Origin of the sequence: Streptomyces sp. NPDC046931, assembly GCF_040644655.1 — a bacterium.
In the GTDB taxonomy this organism is placed as follows: Bacteria; Actinomycetota; Actinomycetes; order Streptomycetales; family Streptomycetaceae; genus Streptomyces.
The window spans coordinates 140,597-161,243 of record NZ_JBEYWX010000005.1; the positions used below are offsets into that span (position 1 = coordinate 140,597).

General features: G+C 69.6%; 17 protein-coding genes. 6 read left to right on the forward strand and 11 right to left on the reverse strand.

Annotated elements, in window-relative coordinates; translation table 11 throughout:
* The first annotated feature begins 421 nt into the window (after nucleotides 1–421).
* Together ABZ876_RS12590 and ABZ876_RS12595 are read left to right on the forward strand one after the other, a co-directional pair.
* The gene (locus tag ABZ876_RS12590; RefSeq protein ID WP_361778500.1) at nucleotides 422–2,833 is read left to right on the forward strand and encodes an ADP-ribosyltransferase domain-containing protein; all 2,412 of its coding nucleotides are present in this window, start codon (nucleotides 422–424) and stop codon (nucleotides 2,831–2,833) included.
* A 207-nt stretch (nucleotides 2,834–3,040) separates the two neighbouring features.
* On the forward strand, nucleotides 3,041–3,214 hold the full coding sequence (locus ABZ876_RS12595; RefSeq protein ID WP_361778503.1) for a hypothetical protein: 174 nt from the start codon (nucleotides 3,041–3,043) through the stop codon (nucleotides 3,212–3,214).
* Between the two features lie 137 nt (nucleotides 3,215–3,351).
* Here ABZ876_RS12595 and ABZ876_RS12600 read toward each other — a convergent pair whose 3' ends face one another.
* The 11 genes from ABZ876_RS12600 to ABZ876_RS12650 form a co-directional block, all read right to left on the reverse strand.
* Nucleotides 3,352–3,762: a MerR family transcriptional regulator gene (locus tag ABZ876_RS12600; RefSeq protein ID WP_361778506.1), complete on the reverse strand. Its 411-nt coding sequence runs from the start codon at nucleotides 3,760–3,762 to the stop codon at nucleotides 3,352–3,354.
* A gap of 19 nt (nucleotides 3,763–3,781) precedes the next feature.
* On the reverse strand, nucleotides 3,782–4,810 hold the full coding sequence (locus tag ABZ876_RS12605) for an MAB_1171c family putative transporter (RefSeq protein ID WP_361778509.1): 1,029 nt from the start codon (nucleotides 4,808–4,810) through the stop codon (nucleotides 3,782–3,784).
* Between the two features lie 6 nt (nucleotides 4,811–4,816).
* Entirely contained in the window at nucleotides 4,817–5,146 is a 330-nt protein-coding gene (locus tag ABZ876_RS12610) for a hypothetical protein (RefSeq protein WP_361778512.1), read from the reverse strand.
* A 158-nt stretch (nucleotides 5,147–5,304) separates the two neighbouring features.
* Nucleotides 5,305–5,763: a hypothetical protein gene (locus ABZ876_RS12615; RefSeq protein WP_361778515.1), complete on the reverse strand. Its 459-nt coding sequence runs from the start codon at nucleotides 5,761–5,763 to the stop codon at nucleotides 5,305–5,307.
* 89 nt (nucleotides 5,764–5,852) lie between these two features.
* On the reverse strand, nucleotides 5,853–6,698 hold the full coding sequence (locus tag ABZ876_RS12620) for an aldo/keto reductase (RefSeq protein WP_361778517.1): 846 nt from the start codon (nucleotides 6,696–6,698) through the stop codon (nucleotides 5,853–5,855).
* 208 nt (nucleotides 6,699–6,906) lie between these two features.
* The gene (locus ABZ876_RS12625; RefSeq protein WP_361778520.1) at nucleotides 6,907–7,254 is read right to left on the reverse strand and encodes a helix-turn-helix transcriptional regulator; all 348 of its coding nucleotides are present in this window, start codon (nucleotides 7,252–7,254) and stop codon (nucleotides 6,907–6,909) included.
* Between the two features lie 792 nt (nucleotides 7,255–8,046).
* Nucleotides 8,047–8,970, reverse strand: a complete 924-nt coding sequence (locus ABZ876_RS12630) for an NADP-dependent oxidoreductase (protein ID WP_361778523.1) — start codon at nucleotides 8,968–8,970, stop codon at nucleotides 8,047–8,049.
* Nucleotides 8,967–10,202 (reverse strand): MFS transporter, encoded by a 1,236-nt coding sequence (locus ABZ876_RS12635; protein WP_361778526.1) that lies wholly within the window; start codon nucleotides 10,200–10,202, stop codon nucleotides 8,967–8,969. Before ABZ876_RS12635 ends, ABZ876_RS12630 begins: the two co-directional genes overlap by 4 nt.
* Nucleotides 10,199–12,400: a prenyltransferase/squalene oxidase repeat-containing protein gene (locus tag ABZ876_RS12640; RefSeq protein ID WP_361778529.1), complete on the reverse strand. Its 2,202-nt coding sequence runs from the start codon at nucleotides 12,398–12,400 to the stop codon at nucleotides 10,199–10,201. The genes ABZ876_RS12635 and ABZ876_RS12640 overlap by 4 nt, the downstream gene beginning before the upstream one ends.
* A 319-nt stretch (nucleotides 12,401–12,719) precedes the next feature.
* Nucleotides 12,720–13,361 (reverse strand): hypothetical protein, encoded by a 642-nt coding sequence (locus ABZ876_RS12645; protein WP_361778532.1) that lies wholly within the window; start codon nucleotides 13,359–13,361, stop codon nucleotides 12,720–12,722.
* 105 nt (nucleotides 13,362–13,466) lie between these two features.
* Nucleotides 13,467–14,327 (reverse strand): DapH/DapD/GlmU-related protein, encoded by an 861-nt coding sequence (locus ABZ876_RS12650; protein WP_361778535.1) that lies wholly within the window; start codon nucleotides 14,325–14,327, stop codon nucleotides 13,467–13,469.
* Nucleotides 14,328–14,834: 507 nt separating this feature from the next.
* Here ABZ876_RS12650 and rfbB point away from each other — a divergent pair.
* The 4 genes from rfbB (at nucleotide 14,835) to ABZ876_RS12670 (ending at nucleotide 20,173) form a co-directional block, all read left to right on the forward strand.
* On the forward strand, nucleotides 14,835–15,812 hold the full coding sequence (gene rfbB, locus ABZ876_RS12655; protein WP_361778538.1) for a dTDP-glucose 4,6-dehydratase: 978 nt from the start codon (nucleotides 14,835–14,837) through the stop codon (nucleotides 15,810–15,812).
* 54 nt (nucleotides 15,813–15,866) lie between these two features.
* A complete protein-coding gene (gene rfbA, locus ABZ876_RS12660; RefSeq protein WP_361778540.1) occupies nucleotides 15,867–16,736 on the forward strand; it encodes a glucose-1-phosphate thymidylyltransferase RfbA in 870 nt (289 codons plus the stop codon).
* A gap of 351 nt (nucleotides 16,737–17,087) precedes the next feature.
* The gene (locus ABZ876_RS12665) at nucleotides 17,088–18,353 is read left to right on the forward strand and encodes a hypothetical protein (protein ID WP_361778543.1); all 1,266 of its coding nucleotides are present in this window, start codon (nucleotides 17,088–17,090) and stop codon (nucleotides 18,351–18,353) included.
* A 158-nt stretch (nucleotides 18,354–18,511) separates the two neighbouring features.
* Nucleotides 18,512–20,173 (forward strand): 3-deoxy-7-phosphoheptulonate synthase, encoded by a 1,662-nt coding sequence (locus tag ABZ876_RS12670; RefSeq protein ID WP_361778546.1) that lies wholly within the window; start codon nucleotides 18,512–18,514, stop codon nucleotides 20,171–20,173.
* Nucleotides 20,174–20,647: the final 474 nt, after the last annotated feature.

The following is a 20,647-nucleotide window of genomic DNA, read 5'->3' on the forward strand; positions in this document are numbered from 1 at the left end:
CACGACCACCTTCGCTGGCGACGAACACGTATCCCTTCCCCGTCCGGGGCGGGCCAGTGACATCAAAACTCACTGATATTGATCTTGCTGAACCACGCGAGGTGACTCCCGCAAGCACCGCGAAATGACTCCCCAATGAAGTGACACAGCCAGCTGAGGAAGACACTTCACGACTCCTGCCCCGCGTGAAGCCGATCGCCTCGCCTGCCCAGGGCCTGGCGTCGGCTTCACCTGCATCCGGGGAACGACAGCTGGCAAGGCGCCCACCACCACGCCCGCACCTAACCGCCACCGGACACCGGACGGTGCGGGCTCACCGGGGCATGACGGCAGGTCACCGGCCCCTCGTCGGGGCCGCGTTGTCAGTGGTGGGAGATACGTTCGAGGTCTTGGAACCGCTGTTGCACGACAGGAGTGGACGATGACCGAGAGCAGTGTGCTGCCCGCGCTCAGGGTGGTACTGACGGACGTCAACGAGCGTGTGGTGGAGGCGTGGCGCGCCGCGTTCGCCGACACCCCCGGCATCGAGATCCACAAGGGCTCGATCCTCGACGAGGACGTCGACGCCTGGGTCACCCCCACGAACTCCCGGGGCCGGATGGACGGCGGGGTCGACGCCGTCATCAAGCGGTACCTGGGGTCCGGCATCCAGGTGCGCGTCCAGCGGGCGATCCGCGACCGGTTCGCCGGACCCATGCCGGTGGGCAGCGCGGTCTGCGTCCCGTCCGGCGCAACCGTCCCCCGGTACCTGATATCGACGCCGACGATGGTGCGGTCCTCGCAGAACGTGAGCGCCACGCTGAACGTGGCGCTGGCGTGCGCGGCCGCTTTCCAGGCCGTCCACCGGCAGAACCGGAAGAAGCCGGGCAGTATCCGGTCCGTGGCGCTGGTCGGGATGGGAGCGCAGACCGGCCAGGTGCCGGCCCGGGTGTGCGCCAATCTGATGTGGACCGGCTACACGCTCTTCCACGACCACTGGTTCGAGGACGACGACGAGCTGCGGTCCACGATCATCTCCCAGCTCCACGGGATCGAGAACGTGCCCGTCGACCAGCGGGTGCGCATCGTGCCGCCGGCGGCCGTCACGCCCGTCGCCCCCGCGCCGGCGCCCGAAACCCCCGCTCCCGCTCCCTCCGCCGCCCCATCCTCTCCCTCTGCCACCACGAGCGAAAGCGCCTCCGCCATGACCGGATCGACGACCGGCGTCCCGGCTCCGGGCCAGCCGCTGCAGCACCAGCCCGATCCGAACGACCCCCTCGCCCTGACCGAGCTCTTCGACGGCGGCGGGGAGGCCTGGCTCCCGCTGCTGAAGCCGGTCATCGAGGCGCAGCCGGACGCCGCACGGTTCATCGGGAAGGACCGCAGCCACGAGGTGGTCCCGGTCCGCGAGCTGACGTTCCAGGCGCTCAAGCCGAACCCGCCGCACAAGTGGAAGGTCGTGGTCTTCGGTCAGAACCCGTACCCGCGGCCGGAGAGCGCCACCGGCATAGCCATGTTCGACAACACCTTCAGCGACTGGAAGGACAGCCAGTTCGGCCGGGTCGTCAGTATCCGGTGCCTCATCAAGGCGGCGGCGATGTGGAAGTACGGCATCGCCAAGAAGACCCCGATCGCCGACGTGCGGACGCTGCTGAAGGAGCGGGACACGGTCCAGCCGCCGGAGTGGTTCCAGGCGATGCTGACGCAGGGCGTGCTCCTGCTGAACGCGTCGCTGACCGCGAGCGGCGACGGGGCGATGGGTGCCGACCAGCACACGGCGTTCTGGCGGCCGGTCGCCGAGCGGATCGTCGAGGAGATCCTCAAGGCCAAGCAGGACGCGACCGAGGAGGACCGCGGGGTCGTGTTCGCGTGGTGGGGGGCGCACGCCCGGAGTCTGAAGCGGGTCGTCCTGCGGCTCCAGCAGAAGTACCCGGACGTCGAGGTCCGGCACCTCGACCACGCGAACCCGGCGGCGCAGGGCGACATCTTCTGCGAGGGCGACCACTTCGCCCAGGTCAACGGCGCCCTGGCCTCGCTGGGCGCCGACCGCATCGACTGGCTGCCGAGCAAGGGGTGGAACGAGCCGGCGGCCGGCGTGGGCGGTGCGGACGGGGGTGTCTCGGCGCGCATGGGCGCTTTCATCGAGTCGACCATGAACCTGCACCAGCTGTACCTGGAGCGCCTCACCAGCGTCAAGGACGAGGGCCTGGTCCTGCCCACGATCACCGGTGTCTTCGACACCCCGCTGATGGACTTCCAGGACGCCGTCGCCCCGGTCTCCGCGGCACTGTCCGGGCTGGCCGGGCACATCCAGCGCTCCCGCGACTTCGGCAAGCAGCGTGCGGACCAGGCGGCTGGCGGCGGCCTGTCCGCCGACGCGATCGCCGCGCTCCACCTCTACACCTGTGAGTCAGCCTTCTACCGCGAGATCAACAGCGTTCTGCGCTCCCCCGACCGCACCAGGGTCACGCCCTACCTGCCGTACCTGCGGCTGCTGTTCTCGGCGGTCTCGGAGCTGCCGGCCTACACGCAGCCGTTGTGGCGCGGGGTGTCGCTGGACCTTCGGGCGCAGTACCCGGTGGGCCGGACGGTGACCTGGTGGGGCGTCTCCTCGTGTACCTCCGAGCTGAAGGTCGCCAGGGCGTTCTTGGGCAGTCGCGGCAAGCGGACCCTCTTCGAGGTGACGCCGGCCCGGGCGGTCGGGATCAAGAGCTTCTCCGCCTTCACCGGCGAGGAAGAATACATCCTTACGCCGGGTACCCAGCTCAAGGTGACGGAGGTAAAGAGCGAGCCCCGCGGGCTGTGCACGGTCCGGCTGAGCGAGGTCACGGACGCCGCTCCCGTGGTGTCCTGAGCGAGGTCACGGACGCCGCTCCCGTGGTGTCCTGAACCGCCCCCCTTCCACGGTGGCCACGGTCGTGGTTGCCGGACGCTCGCGCCCGGCAACCACGTGGCAGAAGCCAATACCGGTCCCGCCGCTGCCCCTGCATCCACACGGCCGCCAACTGACAAAACACTGCCGCCCATCAAACGGCGATAAGTCACTGAGAGAATCCCGGACATGGCAAGCCACACTGCGGAAGGACTCCTTGCCAGCGTTCAAGGACTGACCCCTGGACGCGCACAACAGATCGGCAATCAGATCGATGAATGCAGACGGCTACTGGCCACAAACGCCGACATGGACGCCGTTCAGCAACATCTGAAAGACAAAGGCACATCCAAGCGATCCTGATCACCACCAGACTGCTGGACGACCACCCGTACAGACTGCGGGCAGCACGAGAGATCATGGAGAGCAGCCCAGCCCGAGCAGACAGCACTGCCTGAGTACCCACGCCCCCACCGACCGCGGCCCACCCGCTTCGGTAGTCAGCGGATTCCGGCTGTCACGTTCGCGCTGACCGCGCGGATCGAACCTGCGGGCGGCAGAGGCGCGGCGGCGGTACCTTCCGTACGCAGTTCGAGCAGGAGCGACTTGGCACGCGTCAGCACTTCCTGCTGGCGCTCGATGCGCTCGATCTGCTCGTCGAAGCGCTGCTGGGCCTTGGTGCAGTGCGCGATGGTCGGCGTGTTCACGCAAGGGAGGACCGTGACGATGTCGGTCATGTCCAGCCCGACCTGCAGCAGCAGCTTTATCTTGGCGATCTGCTCCAGTGCGCCGGCGTCGAACTCGCGGTACCCGTTGCTCGCGCGCCGGGACGACAGCAGGCCCACGGACTCGTAGTACCGGATGGAGCGCGCGCTCGCTCCCGACCGTTCCGACAGTTCCCCGATGCGCATCGCAGCTCCTTCTCGTGCCTCAGACCGTCGTGCGGCTCATGGACGACAGGGAGTGCAGCAGCCGCACCTGGTCGTCGTTCAATCCGGCATCACGAGCGGCCGTTCGCCGCTCATCGGGGGGACAGCCGCCCGTCAACAACAGCAACGCGTCCTGGCACTCGATCTCCCGCCGGTATTTCCGGTAGGAGACGTCCAGGCGGTCCCCCAGCCCGTGCAGACCGTGTTCCCCGGGAAGCACCACGTCCGGGTACATCGCGGTGAGCCGCCGCCACACCGGCCCCAGAAGGAGAAAGGCGCGCAGATCGTCGTACCGCCGACGGCATGCCGCCGCGAATCGCCAGAGAGCCGTGAAGTGCAGACCGAGCACACTGGCCAGGACAGCGGCTTCGGTGAACAGGAAGTTGAGCACGCCGTACCAGGCGAACCAGCCGTTTCCCACGATCAGTTGGGTGAGCACCAGGACCAGGCGGTTGACACAGGTGACCGCGTACGCGGCCATTCCGATCGCGCCCACGGCCACGGCGATGGTGACGTGGCCGCGTACGATCCGGGTGATGCGGACACAGGCGATCACCGAGGCTGTGGAGCAGTGGAGGAAGAACAGGTTCCCCAGCACATAGATGCCGACGATCCGCCAGTCGCCGGTGTACTCGTTCTGCAGCGGATTGGTGCGCAGGCAGGGCGGTGTCGCCGCCATGAGGGCCGCGAGGAGCACACTGACCGCCCACGCGGACAGGAACAGCCGTCCCCGCCACCAGGGAACCGTGCTGTAGGGCTCCAGGGGAGTCCAGAGATAGGCGGTGAGGAGCGCCAGGCTCACGGACACGCCGGTGTCCATCGTGATGGACGCGACACCGGGCACGCTCTCGAACGGAATGTGCTGCCGGGCGACGGGGATGCCGACCAGGGCGGCGATGGTGAAACTGCCCAGCGCCACGATCAGCATCGTCGCCTGTGGGTCGCGTCTCTGCTTCAGACGCACCTCGGCCATCTTCGCCAGCAGGGCGACACACAGGAAGCCGGACAGGATGTACTGCGTGGTGGCCATGTCGGATCAGTCCCCGGCGAAGTACCGGTGCACGTCCCACGCGATGCCCGGCTCGGTGCGGTCGTCGGTCATCTGCTCGGCGAAGGCGGCGGCGAGCAGTTCGGCCTCGCGTTCCGCCTCCGAGTCGTAGGCCGAGCGGAGGCGCAGGACCGCACCGCCGTCCCGTTCCCGGTCGAGCGCGGGGAGTACGGGTTCGTACTCGGGAAACGTCTCGCCTTCGTGCTCGCACAGTATGTGGGCGAGTTCGTGCAGCACGATGTGGTCGCGGTGGCCGCCGGTGGCCAACTCCTGGACGACCACGACATCGTCGTGCGCCCGGCAGACCCAGACCCCCATCGGGCCTGGGATCGGCAGCCGCGATTCCACGACGCGTATCGGCCTGGCCCGCATCGAACTGATCTGGTCACACAGTTCGTAGGCGGTCGCGTAGGGATCCAGTCGCAGCGAGCGGACGAATTTTCGGCAGGAGTGGATATTCCGTAACCGAATGGCCGTCACGTGTTTCCGTCCATCATGTCGAGGATTGCGATGAGTTGATTCCGCAATTCGGGCGTCATCCTTCCCGCGCGCATGGCGATGTGCCGGACCTGCTGGTCCGCGAGTGGTGAGAGGGCTTCCCCGCCGTCGGCGGTGGAATTCTTCGATCCGGAAGAGCCGGAGGTGAGCCAGTCGACGCTGATCTCAGGATGCCCTTCGGGCAGGTGGTCGTTGAAGAACCGCACGAGCGCGACGACCACGGCGATGGACGGGTTCGTGTACCTTCCGGAGCGGAGCATGCCGAGGTAGCTGCGGGACAGTTTGACGGCGTACCTGCCTTCGGACCGGCTGATCATGTCCGCGACCTCGCCGGTGCCGAAATTACGCCACCTGTTCTCGTGGTCGGGACCGCCCGCCACCGAGAAGAGGTAATTGAGCCGGCCAGTAAAGCTCTCACCACCGTCCCGAACGTCCAACTTGCCGCTCCGTTCACCATGACACGCCGATGTGGACAGTGAATGCCGACTTTCCGCAGTGTACTTGGATACCGATCGAGGGGCCCGGTTCACAGCCTCGCCCCCGCGCCCAGGACCGACCGCGCGTACTTGGTGACTTCGGCCGCCTCATCAGGTCCGAGCGGGCCCGAGCGCGCCGCGGCTGCGTTGGCGCGGAAGTGCTGCGGCCGGGACGTCGCCGTGAGCACCGACGTGACCTGAGGATACGTCAGCACCCAGCGCAGCAGCGCATCGGGCCATGTGGAGCAACCGAGTTCGCGCAGCCACTCGGCGGGCGGAGGGGAGGCGAGCAGCTCGCCCTCGCCGAACGGGCGCATCACCACCACGCCGATCCCGGACTCGGCGGCCGCCGGGAGGACGTCCTCGGCCAGCGACGTCTCGGCCGCGTTCAGATTGATCTGCACGAAGTCGACCAGGTTGTCGTCGATCACGCGGATGAGATCCGCGCGGCTGCCGCCGATGCCGAAGGCGTGGTCGAACTGGTAGGTGACACCGGTGAACCGGACGCGTCCGGCCGTCTTCTGCCGGTCGAGCCACTCAAGGTTGCCGCGCCAGCCGTTGAGATTATGGACCTGCAGCAGATCGATCGAGGGGCGCCCGTAGGCGGCGAGCTGACTTCTGAACACCGCCTCGACGGCCTCGGGGTCGGTGTCCCAGATCTTGGTCGCGACGAAGAAGGTGCGGTCGCCGTGGAGCAGAGCCGCGAGACGGGGTTCTGCGTCCGAGTAGACCGGAGCGGTGTCGACGAGTTCGGCGCCGGCCTCGCGGGCGGCCCGTAACACCCCCGCGAGCCGGTCCGGATCCGGATGGCTGAAGGTACGCCACGTGCCGAGTCCGACCACGGGAAGGTCGATGCCGGCCTTGTGGGCAACGCGTCGCGGTACGGTCGAGGTCATCGGTGATCCCTTCACGCGCTTCGAGAGGGCGGGGCAGGCTTCGTCGAGCCCGGGGAGCCGTCCCGATCCGGGCCCTGAGCGGGGTCCGGCGCCACCCTCTGTGGTCAACCGCCTGCGCGGGGGCATGAGCCGTGGCGTGGCGCCATCCGGCTTCTCCCGCGGCGCAGGACGGATGAGCGAGACGTTACGGTTTGACACCGGTGTCAGGTCAAGTGAGCGCCCCCACCACGGCGGCCGGTTCCTCGTCCGGTGCGGGCCTTGTGACCTGCACGGCGTCGAGCAGGCCGGGGAAGCGTGCGTCGAGGTCGTCGCGCCGCAGGGTGACGATCCGGGTGGTTCCCCGGACCTCGGTGTGCATGACGCCGGATTCGCGCAGGACCTTCAGGTGGTGCGAGAGCGTCGACTTGGCGATCGGGTAGTCGAGTTGGCCGCAGGTGCGGGAGCCCTCCGTGTGCATGACGCGTGCGATGTCCCGGCGGATCGGGTCACTCAGCGCGTGCAGCACCTTGTCCAGGGAGATCTCGCGCCGATCGGGGTGGTAGAGCTGGCTGCGCATGCGTGACCTCCTGGTTGACGTTTGCGCCGGCGCCGGTCTCTGCCCGACGCGAGGCTCCGGCCTGCCTGATTCAACGTTCTACGATTATAGAACCTTGGGTTTCCGGGGAGCGTACAGCCGATGGGCCGGTGCGGTCCGCCCCTGTCTTCCACTGCGGCACGAGCCCCGCTGCGCGCCGGGTCGGCCGTGCAGTGCCCGGCGCAGCACCGTGGCGGGCTTCTCGGTCCCGCGAGGGGTGAGCTGCGCCCTTGGGATCAGAAGGCCAGCTGGTAGAGCCCCAGGGAACACATGGAGCATGCTCGGCGTGTCCAGGCGATCGGCTGGTACGGGCAGTTCGGGCAATCCAAGGTACTGGAAGGCGAAAACGGGACCGCCCCGGTCTCGGGCCGGCAGCGCCACGGCCGCGGCCAGGCCACCGTCGGCGCCGGTTCCGTGGACGGCGATGCGGCCGGCGTCGCGAGGCGGTGGCCCAGAGAGACGACCGCGGCGTCGACCCGGCGCACGACGTCGAGGCAGCTGGGGTCGTCGTCCGGATATCACCCCGGACGCCAAGCCGCCGCCATGGAAGTCGAGCACCGCCGGCAGAGTCTCGTCGCCGCCCGCGAGCCGGGCGCCGAATCGGCGCAGCCTGGCGGGTCGCTTCCGGGTCGGTCGGGTCGAAGGCGTCGAAGGGTGCGACGGCATCGATGTCGGCGTTATAACGGTAGGTCAAGGAGCGATCCGTGGGCGTGGGGAGGGGGTGGAGAGGCGGACGCGGGCCGGCGGTCGTCCCGCCGGCCCGCGTCCGCTTGGTCACTGTCCCGGGAGGAGCACGATCTTTCCGCCGACTCCGCCCCGCATACCGAGTTCGAGCGCCTCGCCGGCCTTCGCCAGCGGAAAGCGGGCGGCGATCGGCAGTTCGAACGGGCTGTGACCGATCAGGTCCAGCGTGGACGCCAGCTCCAGGGGGACATGGTCCAGGAGGGGGACACCCCGAGCCTGGGCCTGGAGGTCCGCGACCGTGACCCGGCGCCCCGGGATGCTCACCAGGCGTACCGCGACCTCGGTCGGCTGGGAGCCGCCCGCGCAGTCGACGGACGCGCCGAACGGGCCGAGTTCCTCCAGCCGTTCGAGGAGACCGTCGCCGTACTCGACCGGGGTGACCCCGAGCCGTCGCAGCAGATCGTGGTGGTGGGCCGAGGCCGTGCCGACCACCTCGGCGGCGCCCATCAGCATGGCCAGTTGGACGGTGGCGAGGCCCACTCCGCCGGACGCGCCATGCACCAGCAGGCGTTCACCGGCACGCAGTTCGACCTGGCGGAGAGCGGAGTAGGCGGTGCCCGCGGCCACGGGCAGGACAGCGGCCTGCTCGGCCGAGAACCGGCCCGGCTGGGGCGTGAGTTCGTCGGCCGCCTGGGACGCGGGGACGGCCTCGTACTCCCGGTAGGTGCCGGGCCGTCCGTGCCGGATCACGGGATCGCCGACCCGGAACCGGCGTACGCCCCCGCCGACGTCGACGACCACTCCGGCGGCCTCGACGCCCAGGCAGCCGCCGGGCAGCTCCATGGGGATGTGCGCCCGCAGACCGCCGTTCAGTATCTTCCAGTCGATCGGGTTGACCCCGATCGCGGTGTAGCGGACCACGACCTCGCCGGGTCCTGGGGCGGGGATGGGCACGTCGGTGGCGTACAGCGCGTCCGGTGCCCCGTACCGGTCGAAGAGCACGGCCGTGTTCATGCGCCGGCCTCCTGCTTGCGGAAGGCGCCGGCGGCGGCGTACACCGCGAGCGAGACCAGGTACGCGGCGACGGTGAACGCGGCCACGCCCCAGAAGCCGTCGACCTTGCCGAGCAGGACGCCGCCGACGGCGCCGCCGACGGTGGTGCCTACGTACATGGCGGAGTTCGCCAGCGAGGAGACCGTGCCGCGGGCGGTCTCGGTCTGCTGCTGAAGGACGCTCATGAAGACGGGGAAGAGGAATCCGCCGACCATCATGACGAGCGCCAGCAGCACCAGCGCGGTGGGGAGGTTCGGGGACAGCGGGACCAGGCAGTACAGGACGGCCATGACCAGTACGGCCGTCAGCAGCGAGCGGTACAGGCCGAGGCGCTGGACGAGCCTGCTGCCGAACAGCGAGCCGATCACGTTGCCCGCGCCGACCGCCATCATGGCCGTACCCACGGACCCGACGCTGAGGCCGAAGTCCTTGGTGAACCATGACCCGAAGAACGAGATGGCCTCGAAGTTGCCGGTCTGGAAGACCAGGTAGCCGAGGAGAAACCAGCGCAGGCGTCCTGCGCCGAGTACCGTGCGGTAGGTGCCGAGGACGGCCCGCGCCCCGGTGGCGGCCCCGGGGCGGCCCGGTACCGACGGGAAGTAGCGGGCGAGCAGCAACCACAGCAGCACGGAGACCGCGCCGATGGTCCAGAAGGGCAGGTGCCAGGAGTCGGCGGCGAGCCAGCTGCCGAGGGGGATGCCGGCGAACTGCGCGATCGACAGGCCCGCCGTGGCGAAGCCCATGGTGCGCACGATCTCCTGGGGCTTGACCAGGACGGGGATGGAGGCCCAGATCTGCGGGGAGACGAACGCGGCGCTCACGCCGGCGAGGAACCGGAATAGGATCATCGTCCAGAAGTCCTGCGCGAATCCGCACAGGGTCGTCATCACGATGAATCCCACCAGCCCGGTCAGCAGCACCCGGCGACGGTCGCGCCCGTCCGACAGCGGCCCGGCGATCAGGGCGAAGACCGCGTAGCCAAGGGCGTAGGCACTGACCATCCAGCCGGAGATGTCGGAGGAGACGTCGAAGGTGCGGGTCAGGGTCGGCAGCAGGGGCGCGACGAGGAAGGTGTCCGTTCCGATGACGAACATCGTGGCGAACGCCAGCAGGGACACGGTTCGCGCCGAGGGCGCGGCGGTCTTCGGGTCTGTCGCGGTCGGGATCGCGGAGAGGGGTGAGGTACTGGTCATGTCATCATCACCGCCCAGGAGCGGTTGAGTTTCCCTTCGAGCATGTGGAGGGCCTGGATCGCGATGAACCCTTCGTCGGTGGTCTCCGAAGGGCCGCCGGGTGCGCGGGAGAAGCCGCCGTCGGCGCTCTGCCGGATCGCGATCCACTGCTTGCAGGTTTCGGTGTCGGCGGGCAGGGCGCCGAGCATGTAGAGCGCCGCGATGGCGTGGTACGACCCCACGAAGCTCTCCGCGCCGCCTTCCCGGTAGCGGAAGCCGCCCGCCTCCGTCTGCAGACCGCGCAGCCACGAGACGGTCTTCTCCGCGTGCGGCGGGCGCAGGCCGAGCGCGATCAGGGCGCCGACCACGCGGAAGGTGGCGAACGTGTCCGACGGCGTACCGGGCTGGTTGCCGTAACCCCCGTCCGGGTTCTGGCAGTCGAGGAGGTACGCCACCAGATCGTCCTCCCGCTCGGGGCGGGCACCGAGGGCGACCAGGGTGAGCGTGGCGAGGTGGGAGTGCCAGGCGTCGCACGGGTAGCCGGGCGCGTTTCCGAACCCGCCCTCCGGGCGTTGGCAGGACCGCAGGAACGCCACGCAGCGCTCGCGGTCGAAGGCGGGGTGGTCGCCGCCGCCGAGGACGACGGCCGTCAGGACCGCGCAGTACGTGGTGAACGTCTCGGAAGGCAGGGAGGGCTGTTCGCCGAAGCCGCCGTCGGGGTTCTGGGTGGCGAAGACGCCGGTGAGCACGCCCGGCACGTTCGGCACGGGCTCGCCCAGGGCCATCAGATCGGAGACCACGTGCAGCACGGAGAAGGTCTGCGCGGTGCGGTCGGAGCGCAGGCTCAGCGGTGAACGGTAGGGGGTGAGACCGTACCCGAGACCAGAGGCGGTGGACCGGAGCCAGCGCAGGTACTGGGCGACATCGATCCGGTCCTCGGACAGGGGCGCGGTGGTGACGTGGCCGAGGTCGTTGTCGAACGGCTCCGGCTCGGGCCGCTCGACCAGGGCCGGCGCGCTCCGCGTCGTGGGCACCCCGTCGCCGAGGGCGGCCAGGGCCAGCAACTGGGTCTGGGCGTGCTTGCCGTGGAAGGGAACGTAGGTGGTGTTGCCGACGGCGAACGAGCCGGTGCTGCGCGGCGGCACCATGACATGCCGGGCGAGCGGGACGGTCGGGTCGACGGGGGTGGAGAACCAGCTGCCCTGCCCGTGGAAAACCCCTCCGGCGAAGGGGTCGCCGTACCGCTCCAGTTCGGCCGTGGCCTCCTCGGCGAGCGCCTTGAGGCGTACGTCGGTGTCGGCGTCGCCGGTGCCGAGTGGGGCGGCGCCGCGGGCGGCCAGGGCGAGCAGGGCATGGTCGGCGACGAGCTTCGACGGGAACGGCGAATCGGGGCGGCCGTGCAGGGCGGCGATCGGGTCGACACGGACCACGGAGTGGGCGTCGCTGCGGTCCCAGTAGCCGTGGGCACCGGTGTGGCCGTGGTGGGCGTGGACGTGCAGCAGCACCCGCCGTGCCCGGTCGGCCGCGCCGCTGCGGCCTCGTTTGTGGAGCGCGGTCCAGGCGAGGGCGGCCAGGGCGCTCGCCCGGGTGCGGTGGCCGTGGAGCGTGTCCGGTTCACCCCGCGGGGTGAGGCAGGCCCAGACGGCGTCGCCGTGGACGTACCGCTCCAGGTGGTCCGCGGCCTCGTGGAGGAAGGCCGAGCCGTCCTCGGCCACGGCGTCGGCGGCCAGGATCAGGACCGCGGTCTCCTCCAGAGGGCTCGCTCCGTCGAGGACGGTGGACCAGGAGCGGTCGAGCCGGGCGGGCCACCTGTGCGCGAGGACCGCCCGGGTCAGGCGGAGCAGGTGCTCCCGGGCCTCGGCGGTGAGCGCGGCGTCGTTCAGCAGGGTGCCCGCCCGATGCAAGGCCCAGGCGGCCAGTGCCTGCACCGAGGGGGTGCGGACGTCGCCGACCGGGTGGGGTGCTCCGGTGACGTCCAGCAGCTCGCGGAAGCCGGGCTGCTCCGGATCGGTGAACTCCCGGAGTGCCGCGAAGAGCCGGGCCACGAGGACCTCGTCGCCCGGCCCGGGCAGCACCAGGAGGGCGAGGGCGGCGTCGCGCAGGGTGCGGTCGGGGGTGAGTACGTCGGTGGAGTCACGGCCGAGGACCGCGGGCACGCGGGCGTGGTCGTCCAGGAGGTGTTTCAGGACGAAGGCGCGCAGGGAGGGAGGACTGGTCATCAGGTTCCTTTTCGTTGCATGGGCTTGTTCGCCGCTCCCGGTGTTCGTGTTTCGTGAAACATCGAATTACGAGGATCCTAGCAGGGCCGGAGACCAACGGCACCGGTTTGCCCGGGCATTGAGCCCTGTCGGTGCTGTCGCACCCCCGCCGGTCACTCCGGAGTGCGTGCGGTCGCGGCGGGCGACAGGAGGCCGGAGCGGCCGGCGTGAGCGGTGCGGGCAGCGGCCGCGGGGTGTGCGCAGCCCGGGCCGGTGCCGCGGGCCGCGGTGAGCCGGACAGGCGATGTTGCAGTGGCGCGGTTGCCGGTGAACTACCCTGCTATGTCAGCAAGTTGATCGATCGTCGGTGCGGTGAAGGCGGGGAGGCCGTGTCGGTGAACCGGTCGAACTCCTCGGCCTCGTGGTACTCGCCGGGTCCGCCGAGGACGAAGAGGGTGGGAACCCGCGCGACGGCCGCCCCCGTCGCCGTCGCCCAGCCGGGCGTCGGCACCAGGAAGTCGGCCCCATGCGGCAGCTTCATCCGGCCGGGCAGGAAGCCGCGCACGACCACTCCGTCCGGAGCCTCCACGCCCTCATGGGTCAGCAGGACGAGCCGTGGGTCCGGGTACTGCCGGCGCAGCCGCCGGTGGACGAGGACGCAGTACCCTCTCGCCGAGGTGGCGGAGGGGCACGTCATGGCGGTCAGTGACCAACGCGTGGGACAAGCCGCCGATGCCGAGAGGGATGTCCTGGATGCCGGCCACCAGGTCGGTCGGCGCTCCCGGTAGTGCGCCAGATGGCCGAGCACCTGTTCGCCGTCCGGGAAGGCGGGGCCGGCGAGGGCGCCGATGTACGTCGTCCCGCCGAGCTCGCGCCGCAGACCGGTGCGCGGCACGTGCCCGGCGGTGCTCTCCGTCGTGTCGGTCGCCGTGACCCCGGCCGCGCCGAAGAGGGGGCCGAACGTGGAGCGCGACGAGCCCACAGCACGGTGAGTTCGGCTTCCGGTGCCTGGCGGCGCAGCTCGCGGGCGGGGGCGAGGGTGCTCGCCGTGTGCCCCCGACCGGTCGGGTGGGGCGTCGGAGCAATCTCACGGACGGCTCCCCCGGCGGGGCGCCAGGACCCCGGCGGTGGTGTGTCCGGCCGGGACGTCACCGACGACGACCGCGCCCGGGGCGACCACGGCTCCGTCGCCCAGTGCGCAGGGGCCGACCAGGGTGGCGTCGGCGCCGACCCGGACGCCGGCGCCGACGACGACGGGGCCGCCCTGCCAGGGCAGGGAACGCCGCGTCAGATCGTGGCCGCTGGAGACCACGAGAACCCGTGCTCCCAGCTCCGTGCCCGGGCCGATGTCGATGCCGTCGGAGCCCTCCAGCACCGACCCGGCCCCGATCCGCACGTCCGGGCCGACCCGCAGGCCGCCCCGAGGCGATGGGCCGTCGGCGCGCCCCATGGCGACCACTGCGGCACCCAGATGGACGGCGGGGCCGCCGGAGAGGTCCGCGTCGAGGAGTCCGCCCCCGTCCGAGGTCCACCCGGTCGGCAGGGGCTTGCGGCCGAAGTCGGCGCGGGCCCGTACGCGGGCGACGACGGAGGTGAAGTCGGGCGCCCCGTCCTCGACGACATCGCGCCGGCGCAGGACGCGCGCCGGGCGCCCCACGACGATCGTGTCCGCGGGCACGTCGGCGGTGACATGGGCGCCGGCCGCGACCACGGCCCCCGGGCCTATCCGGACCCCCGGATCCACCACGGCCCGCGCGCCGATCCAGGCCCCGGCCTCCACGAGGACCGGAGCGGCCCCCGACCGGCCGATGCGGGACATCGAGGCGATCTGGCAGCCCGAGACGATGCGCGCGCTGTCGATCCGGCAGCGGAACCCGATGAAGACACCGCCCTCCACGACGGACGCGCGCACGGCGGTGCCGAAGCGGATCCACGCGCCGGGACCCACGGTCGTTCCTGGCGCCACCTCCGTGCCCGCCTCGACAAGCGCCGACGGATCCCTTGTCTCCGGGGGCAGAGGCTCGGATAACGATGTGAGGGAATGTTCCATGTCACCTGAAACTAATGTTTCGGACCGCGGCCGTGCAAGGGGTGACTGAAGTTCTTGACGATCCGCCGTCGGTCAATCGTCTGTAACAGAGTTTTCATCCGTGTGACAACTTGAGGAATGAAATATTCCGCTTACGATTCCCAAGTGCGGACTTGGGGAACTCGTTACCCGATACGTGATCAGCATCGCATCACCTCGCTAGCGGGGTGGCTAGTATAGTGTTGCGCAGGCATGTTCGATGTTCTACGATCCTTGTAGATCGCTTCGGCCAGAGACGTGCCCGGAGCGAACGGGGGCAACGAGGAAACGGGTATCTCATTCCGGTTTCCTTCCGTCTTGCATCCCTGGGAACGGTGCGGAACACCGCAAAACCGCGAGTAACACCGTCGAAGGGCGAGATAATTCATGCACGTATTAGTCACGGGTGGCGCCGGTTTCATCGGCAGTAATTATGTGAGAAGGCTTCTTGACGGCCGCTCGGACATTCCCGCCGATCGCGTCACCGTGCTCGACAAACTGACCTACGCGGGCAACCTGGCCAACCTCGCCCCGGTCGCGGCACATCCCGCGCTGCGCTTCGTCGAGGGAGACATAGCCGACCCGCTGCTCGTCCCGGGCCTGCTCTCCGATGTGGACGCGGTGGTGAACTTCGCCGCCGAGACCCATGTCGACCGCTCCATCCACAGCTCCGCCGAATTCGTCCACACCAATGTGCTCGGCACCCAGAACCTGCTGCAGGCAGCCCTGTACGCAGGCGTGCCGCGGTTCGTCCACGTCTCCACGGACGAGGTGTACGGTTCGATCGAGTCCGGCTCGTGGACCGAGGAGTGGCCTCTGGCTCCCAACTCCCCCTACGCCGCCGCCAAGGCGGGCGCCGACCTCCTGGTCCTCGCGTACGCCCGCACCCACGGCCTGAACGTCGGCATCACGCGCTGCAGCAACAACTACGGCCCGTACCAGTACCCGGAAAAGGTCATCCCCCTCTTCGTGACCACACTGCTGCGGGGCGGGACGGTGCCGCTGTACGGCGACGGACTCAACGTCCGTGACTGGCTCCACGTCGACGACCACTGCCGTGGCATCGACCTCGTCCTGGCCAAGGGTGCACCCGGGGAGGTGTACAACATCGGCGGCGGAAGGGAATTGACCAACCGCCACCTCACCGGTCTGATCCTCGACGCCTGCGGAGCCGACTGGTCGTCCGTGCGGCCGGTGCCCGATCGCAAGGGCCACGACCGCCGCTACTCACTGGACGACGGCAAGCTGCGGGCGCTCGGCTATCGTCCGCAGGTCGCCTTCGAGGACGGGCTCGCCGAGACAATCGCCTGGTACCGCGACAGCGCCGCCTGGTGGCAGCCCCTGATGAGCGAGAGCGTCGCCTGACGGGCGCGCCGCCCATCCCTGCGACAGACGACCGACGAACCCGAAGGAAGTCCCATGCGCGGCATCATCCTCGCCGGCGGCTCCGGAACCCGGCTGCGCCCCCTCACCAGCGTGCACTCCAAGCAGTTGCTGCCGGTCTACGACAAGCCCATGATCTACTACCCGCTGTCCGTCCTGATGCAGGCCGGCATCCGGGAGATCCTGATCATCTCCGCCCCCGACCACGTGGGGACCTATCAGTCGCTCCTCGGTGACGGCGCTCGCCTCGGTATCTCGCTCACCTACACCGTGCAGCAGGCGCCGCGCGGGATCGCCGAAGCCCTCGTCCTGGGCGGACCGTTCACGGACGGCCACGACATCTGTCTCATCCTCGGCGACAACATCTTCTACGGGCACCGGCTGCCCGACATGCTCCGCCAGGAGGCCGAACGGCTCGACGGCTGCACGTTGTTCGGATACCCGGTCAGCGACCCGGAGCGCTACGGCGTGGCGACCGTCGACGACGACGGGACCATTGTCACCCTGGAGGAGAAGCCCGTGGCGCCCGCCTCCAACCTCGCCGTCACGGGGCTGTACATGTACGACGCCGACGCGGTGAGCCGGGCCGCCCGGCTCACCCCGTCGGTGCGCGGCGAGCTGGAGATCACCGATCTCAACCTCACCTACGTCCGCGAGGGGCGCGCCCGGCTCGTCAACCTGGGTCGAGGATCGGCGTGGTTCGACACCGGTACGCACGACAGCCTCCTCGAGGCGGCGATGTTCGTTCAGGTGCTGGAGAAGCGCCAGGGCATCCGCATCTCCTGTCTTGAAGAGGTCGCCTACCGCATGGGCTACGTCGGCAAGGAGCAACTGGCCCTGCTCGGCAAGGAGATCTCGCCGTCGTCCAGTTACGGCCGGTACGTGATGGAGCTGGCGAACGCCTGATCGGCGAGCGCCCCCGGCCGGCCCATGAAGGGGCGTCCTTCACGCTGCCAAGAGATGACAGCATACTGGACGGCACGCCAGTAAACACTCACACGGGGGCGGGGCGGGAGAGTTGCTCCCAAGCCCGATGCGGCCCACGTCCGTCCTGATCGCGCCCTCCGCCCTGCTCCGCGCGGGGCCCCGGCATCGGGGCCGCCGCCCGGCTCCCCCTCCTGACGACCCTGTTCCCCCGCCGCGACGAAGCGGCGGCGGGTGCGCGTGACGTCCGCGACGCCGTGCCCGGGGGCCTCGGTCCGATGCCGCCGTGACCGGCCCCGCCGCCCACGGCCCAACCCGAAAGGCGTCCTTCAGATGAAGGTTCTCTACCTCCCGGCCGAAACCGGCACGGGTCACAACATGCGGGCCCTCGCGGTCGCCGCGAAGGTGCGCGAGCTGTTTCCCGAGTCCGAGCAGCACGTGTACCTCGGCTCCAAGAGCGCGGTCTTCACCCCGATGTTCGAGGCCCACGGCGTACACGTGCATGTGGCGCCGGCCGAGCGGGACCACGCCAACACCTCGCAGCTCGGCCGGAGTTTCGACTGGACCACGTACGTCACCGGCTATCTGGACCGGACGTTCATCAGCGGCGACAGGATGCTCAACGCAGTGGCCCTCATCGCCGCCGTCCGACCCGACGTCGTGGTGAGCGACTACAACGTGGCCGCCAGCCTGGCAGCCGAGGTTTCGGGCGTTCCTCATGTCCTGATCACCGAGCGCTACGACTTCACGCTCGGCCAGCTCGACAACGACAGCCTGGTGGAAGCCGGCTTCACCGTCGGCGACACGGACGAGGTGGACGCCATCCGCTCCTCGCTCACCACCTTGTTCGACTGGGTGACACGGCGCGCCCGGGCGGTACTCACGGACAAGCCGACCGTCGACCAACTCGACCGCGGCACTCCCGTGTTCCGCGCCATCGCGGCGGGCACCGGCCACTTCGTCGGACCGATCGTGCGCGACGCGTGCGCCGCCGATCCGGCCCCGCGCGAGGAGGTCGACGAACGATTCGGCCTCGCCGGGAGCCAGTACATCGTCGCCGGGTTCGGCGGCACCACGATGTTCACCGAGAACAAGGACCGCCTGCTGGCCAACTACCTCACCGCCTTCGAGAAGCTGAGGGCGGCGCATCCGCAGGCCCGGCTCGTGGTCATCGGCAGGCAGGAGTTCACCGAGGACATCGACGGCGTGGTGTTCCTCAACTACGTCACCGACTGGCACTCCCTGGTGAAGCACGCCAAGGTCGTGCTCTCGCCCCCGGGGTGGATCTCGGTGACCGAGATGGCGGTGATGAACGCCCCTGTCGCCTACGTGCTCAGCGGCCGCGACGAATACCACGAACTCGAGGCGATGCGCCGCCTCGCGCTGCTCGGCTACACCACGGTGACCGAACCGGACGCGGCGACGCTCCTCGGCATTCTGCAGGACGCGTTCTCCGCGTCGGACACGTTCACCCGGACGACCGCCGAGGCATCGCGGGCGATCGCGCCCACCAGCAACGGCGCCGAGGTGGCGGCGAAGCTGATCGGGCAGGCGGTCGCCGAGGCCCGTGCGCACGCCGAGCCGGCCGCCACGGCCTGAACGCGGGTCACCCGAGGAGAGACCCCGTCGGCGCGCCGGCCGCTCGCCCGCGTCCCCATCCGCATGCATCACGATGACCATTCCATGAAATAAGGGTGTTTCGATTGTTTGCGTACCCCGAATTCGCGGCGCCACCTGCGATGCCCTCGCCGACCCGCATGTTGCTGCACAACGAAGGATCCACGACCGTACTGCTGCAGTCGCTCGTGGGCTCCACGCTGTCCGCGGAGGTGCTGCCGGACATGGACATCGGTTCGCTTCCACCGTCCGGCCATCTCGCCAAGGTCTTCGACGCCGTCCCGCACACCGACCTGGGCATCCGCCATTCCCGGCTGCGTGACAGCGCGGGCGCGGTGGTGAGCGAGAACCTCATCACCTTCCGCCGGAGCGACCGGGACCACGTCATACCCAGCGGCGACACGCCCTTCGGACTGCACACCCGGCAACTGGGGCTGTTCGAGCGGCGTCGGATCTTCGCCACCGGGGTCACCACCGACCGCTTCGGCATGCTCCCGGCCGGCTCGCCCGGCCGCGCCTACGAAATCGCGTTCTCCAACCGCGTCACGGTGCTCGTGCACGAGGTCTTCAACCCCCGGTTCCTCGCGGCCGGGGCGGCGGCGAGCTCGTCCGTGAACGAAGGGCCGACGGCGGACGGCGCACGGGCCGTCTCGGGAGAGCACCACCAGCCGCGGTGGCCGGACGCGTCCGAAGCGGAGCACGTGCGCAGGGTCCTCCGCCACGTCGACCCGCTCGTGTCGGCCGCGGACTGCCGTACCCTGCGCTCCGAACTCTCGACGCCCGCCTTCCTCCTCCAGGCCGGGGACTGCGCGGAGACCTTCCGGGACAACACCCCCCGCTCCGTGGTGAACCGTGTCGACCTCCTGCGCACCATGTCCGACCGGATCACGGCGGCCTCCGGAGCCCCGGTCGTCACCGTCGGCCGTATCGCCGGCCAGTACGCCAAACCCCGCTCCTCACCCGTCGAGCGACGCGGTGAACTCGCCCTGCCCTCCTACTTCGGCGACGCCGTGAACTCCGTGGACTTCTCCGAACGAGGACGCACACCCAACCCCCGCAACCTGTTGCGCACCTACCAGGAATCGAGCAAAGCCCTTTCGTTCATGGCGGGTTCGGGCGTGTTCACCTCCCACGAAGCCCTGCTGCTCGACTACGAACGGCCCCAGACCCGGCACTGCCCCGAGGACGGCAACCGGTACGACCTGTCCGCGCACCTGCTGTGGATCGGGGAACGCACCCGCTCCCTCACCGGTCCGCACATCGAGTTCGCCACGGGAATCGCCAATCCGATCGCCGTCAAGGTCGGACCCGGCTGCACCCCGCAGGACCTGCTCTCCCTGCACGGCGTGCTCAACCCGGACAACCTGCCCGGACGGCTGACCTTCATCTTCCGCATGGGCCGCGCCCATGCCTACGAACGCTGCCGGGAGCTGCTCACCACCGCGGCGGACACGGGACTCGCCGACCGCTTCGTCAGCGACCCCATGCACGGCAACGGGACGACCAGCGCGAGGGGCGTGAAGACCCGAACGATGCCGGCGATCGAAGAGGAGCTGCACGCGTTCTTCGCGGCCTGCCTGGACACGGGGATGCTTCCGGGTGGCGTCCATCTGGAGGTGTCCGGCGACGACGTCACCGAGTGCGTCGACGCGGACATCGATGATGCCTACCTGGCCGACCGGTACCGCACCGCCTGCGACCCCCGACTCAACCCCGGCCAGGCGGTGCGGCTTTCCGACCTCGTCGGGCGCCTGCTGGCCGCGACGTCGGCGGTCGAACCGGCGCTGAGCCTGATGGCTTGACCTGACATCGGTGTCAATTCGTCAGCGTCCGAATTGTTCGGCCGTTTGCAACGGGTTGCCTCTAACTCGTCACAGATCAGCGCCCGTAGCCACTGTCACGGTGGTCCGCTCGTGGAACAACGCCAACTGCTTCATGATGCTCGAACGCAAGCACGGCGGAAGCTACGAGCGGATCACCTGGTATCACATGGTCCGCAACCAGTAGGACAGCATCGGCTTCTACTGGGACGACCACGGCTACAAGGCACGCGTGTGCCTGCAGAACATCGACTGGAACGACCGCACCTGGCACTGCAGCACCGGCATCCGACACCGCTTTCCAGCCGGGGAGTCCCGCGCGCACTCCCCCGAACTCCCTTCTGCACCTCACAAGCCACAGCGACCAGCCCGTCGCCATCGTCTTCGCCCGCTGCCGGCATACAGCCACCCACCGCCACAGGGAAAGGCGATGGGCGGAGCCACGAACCGGCGCGG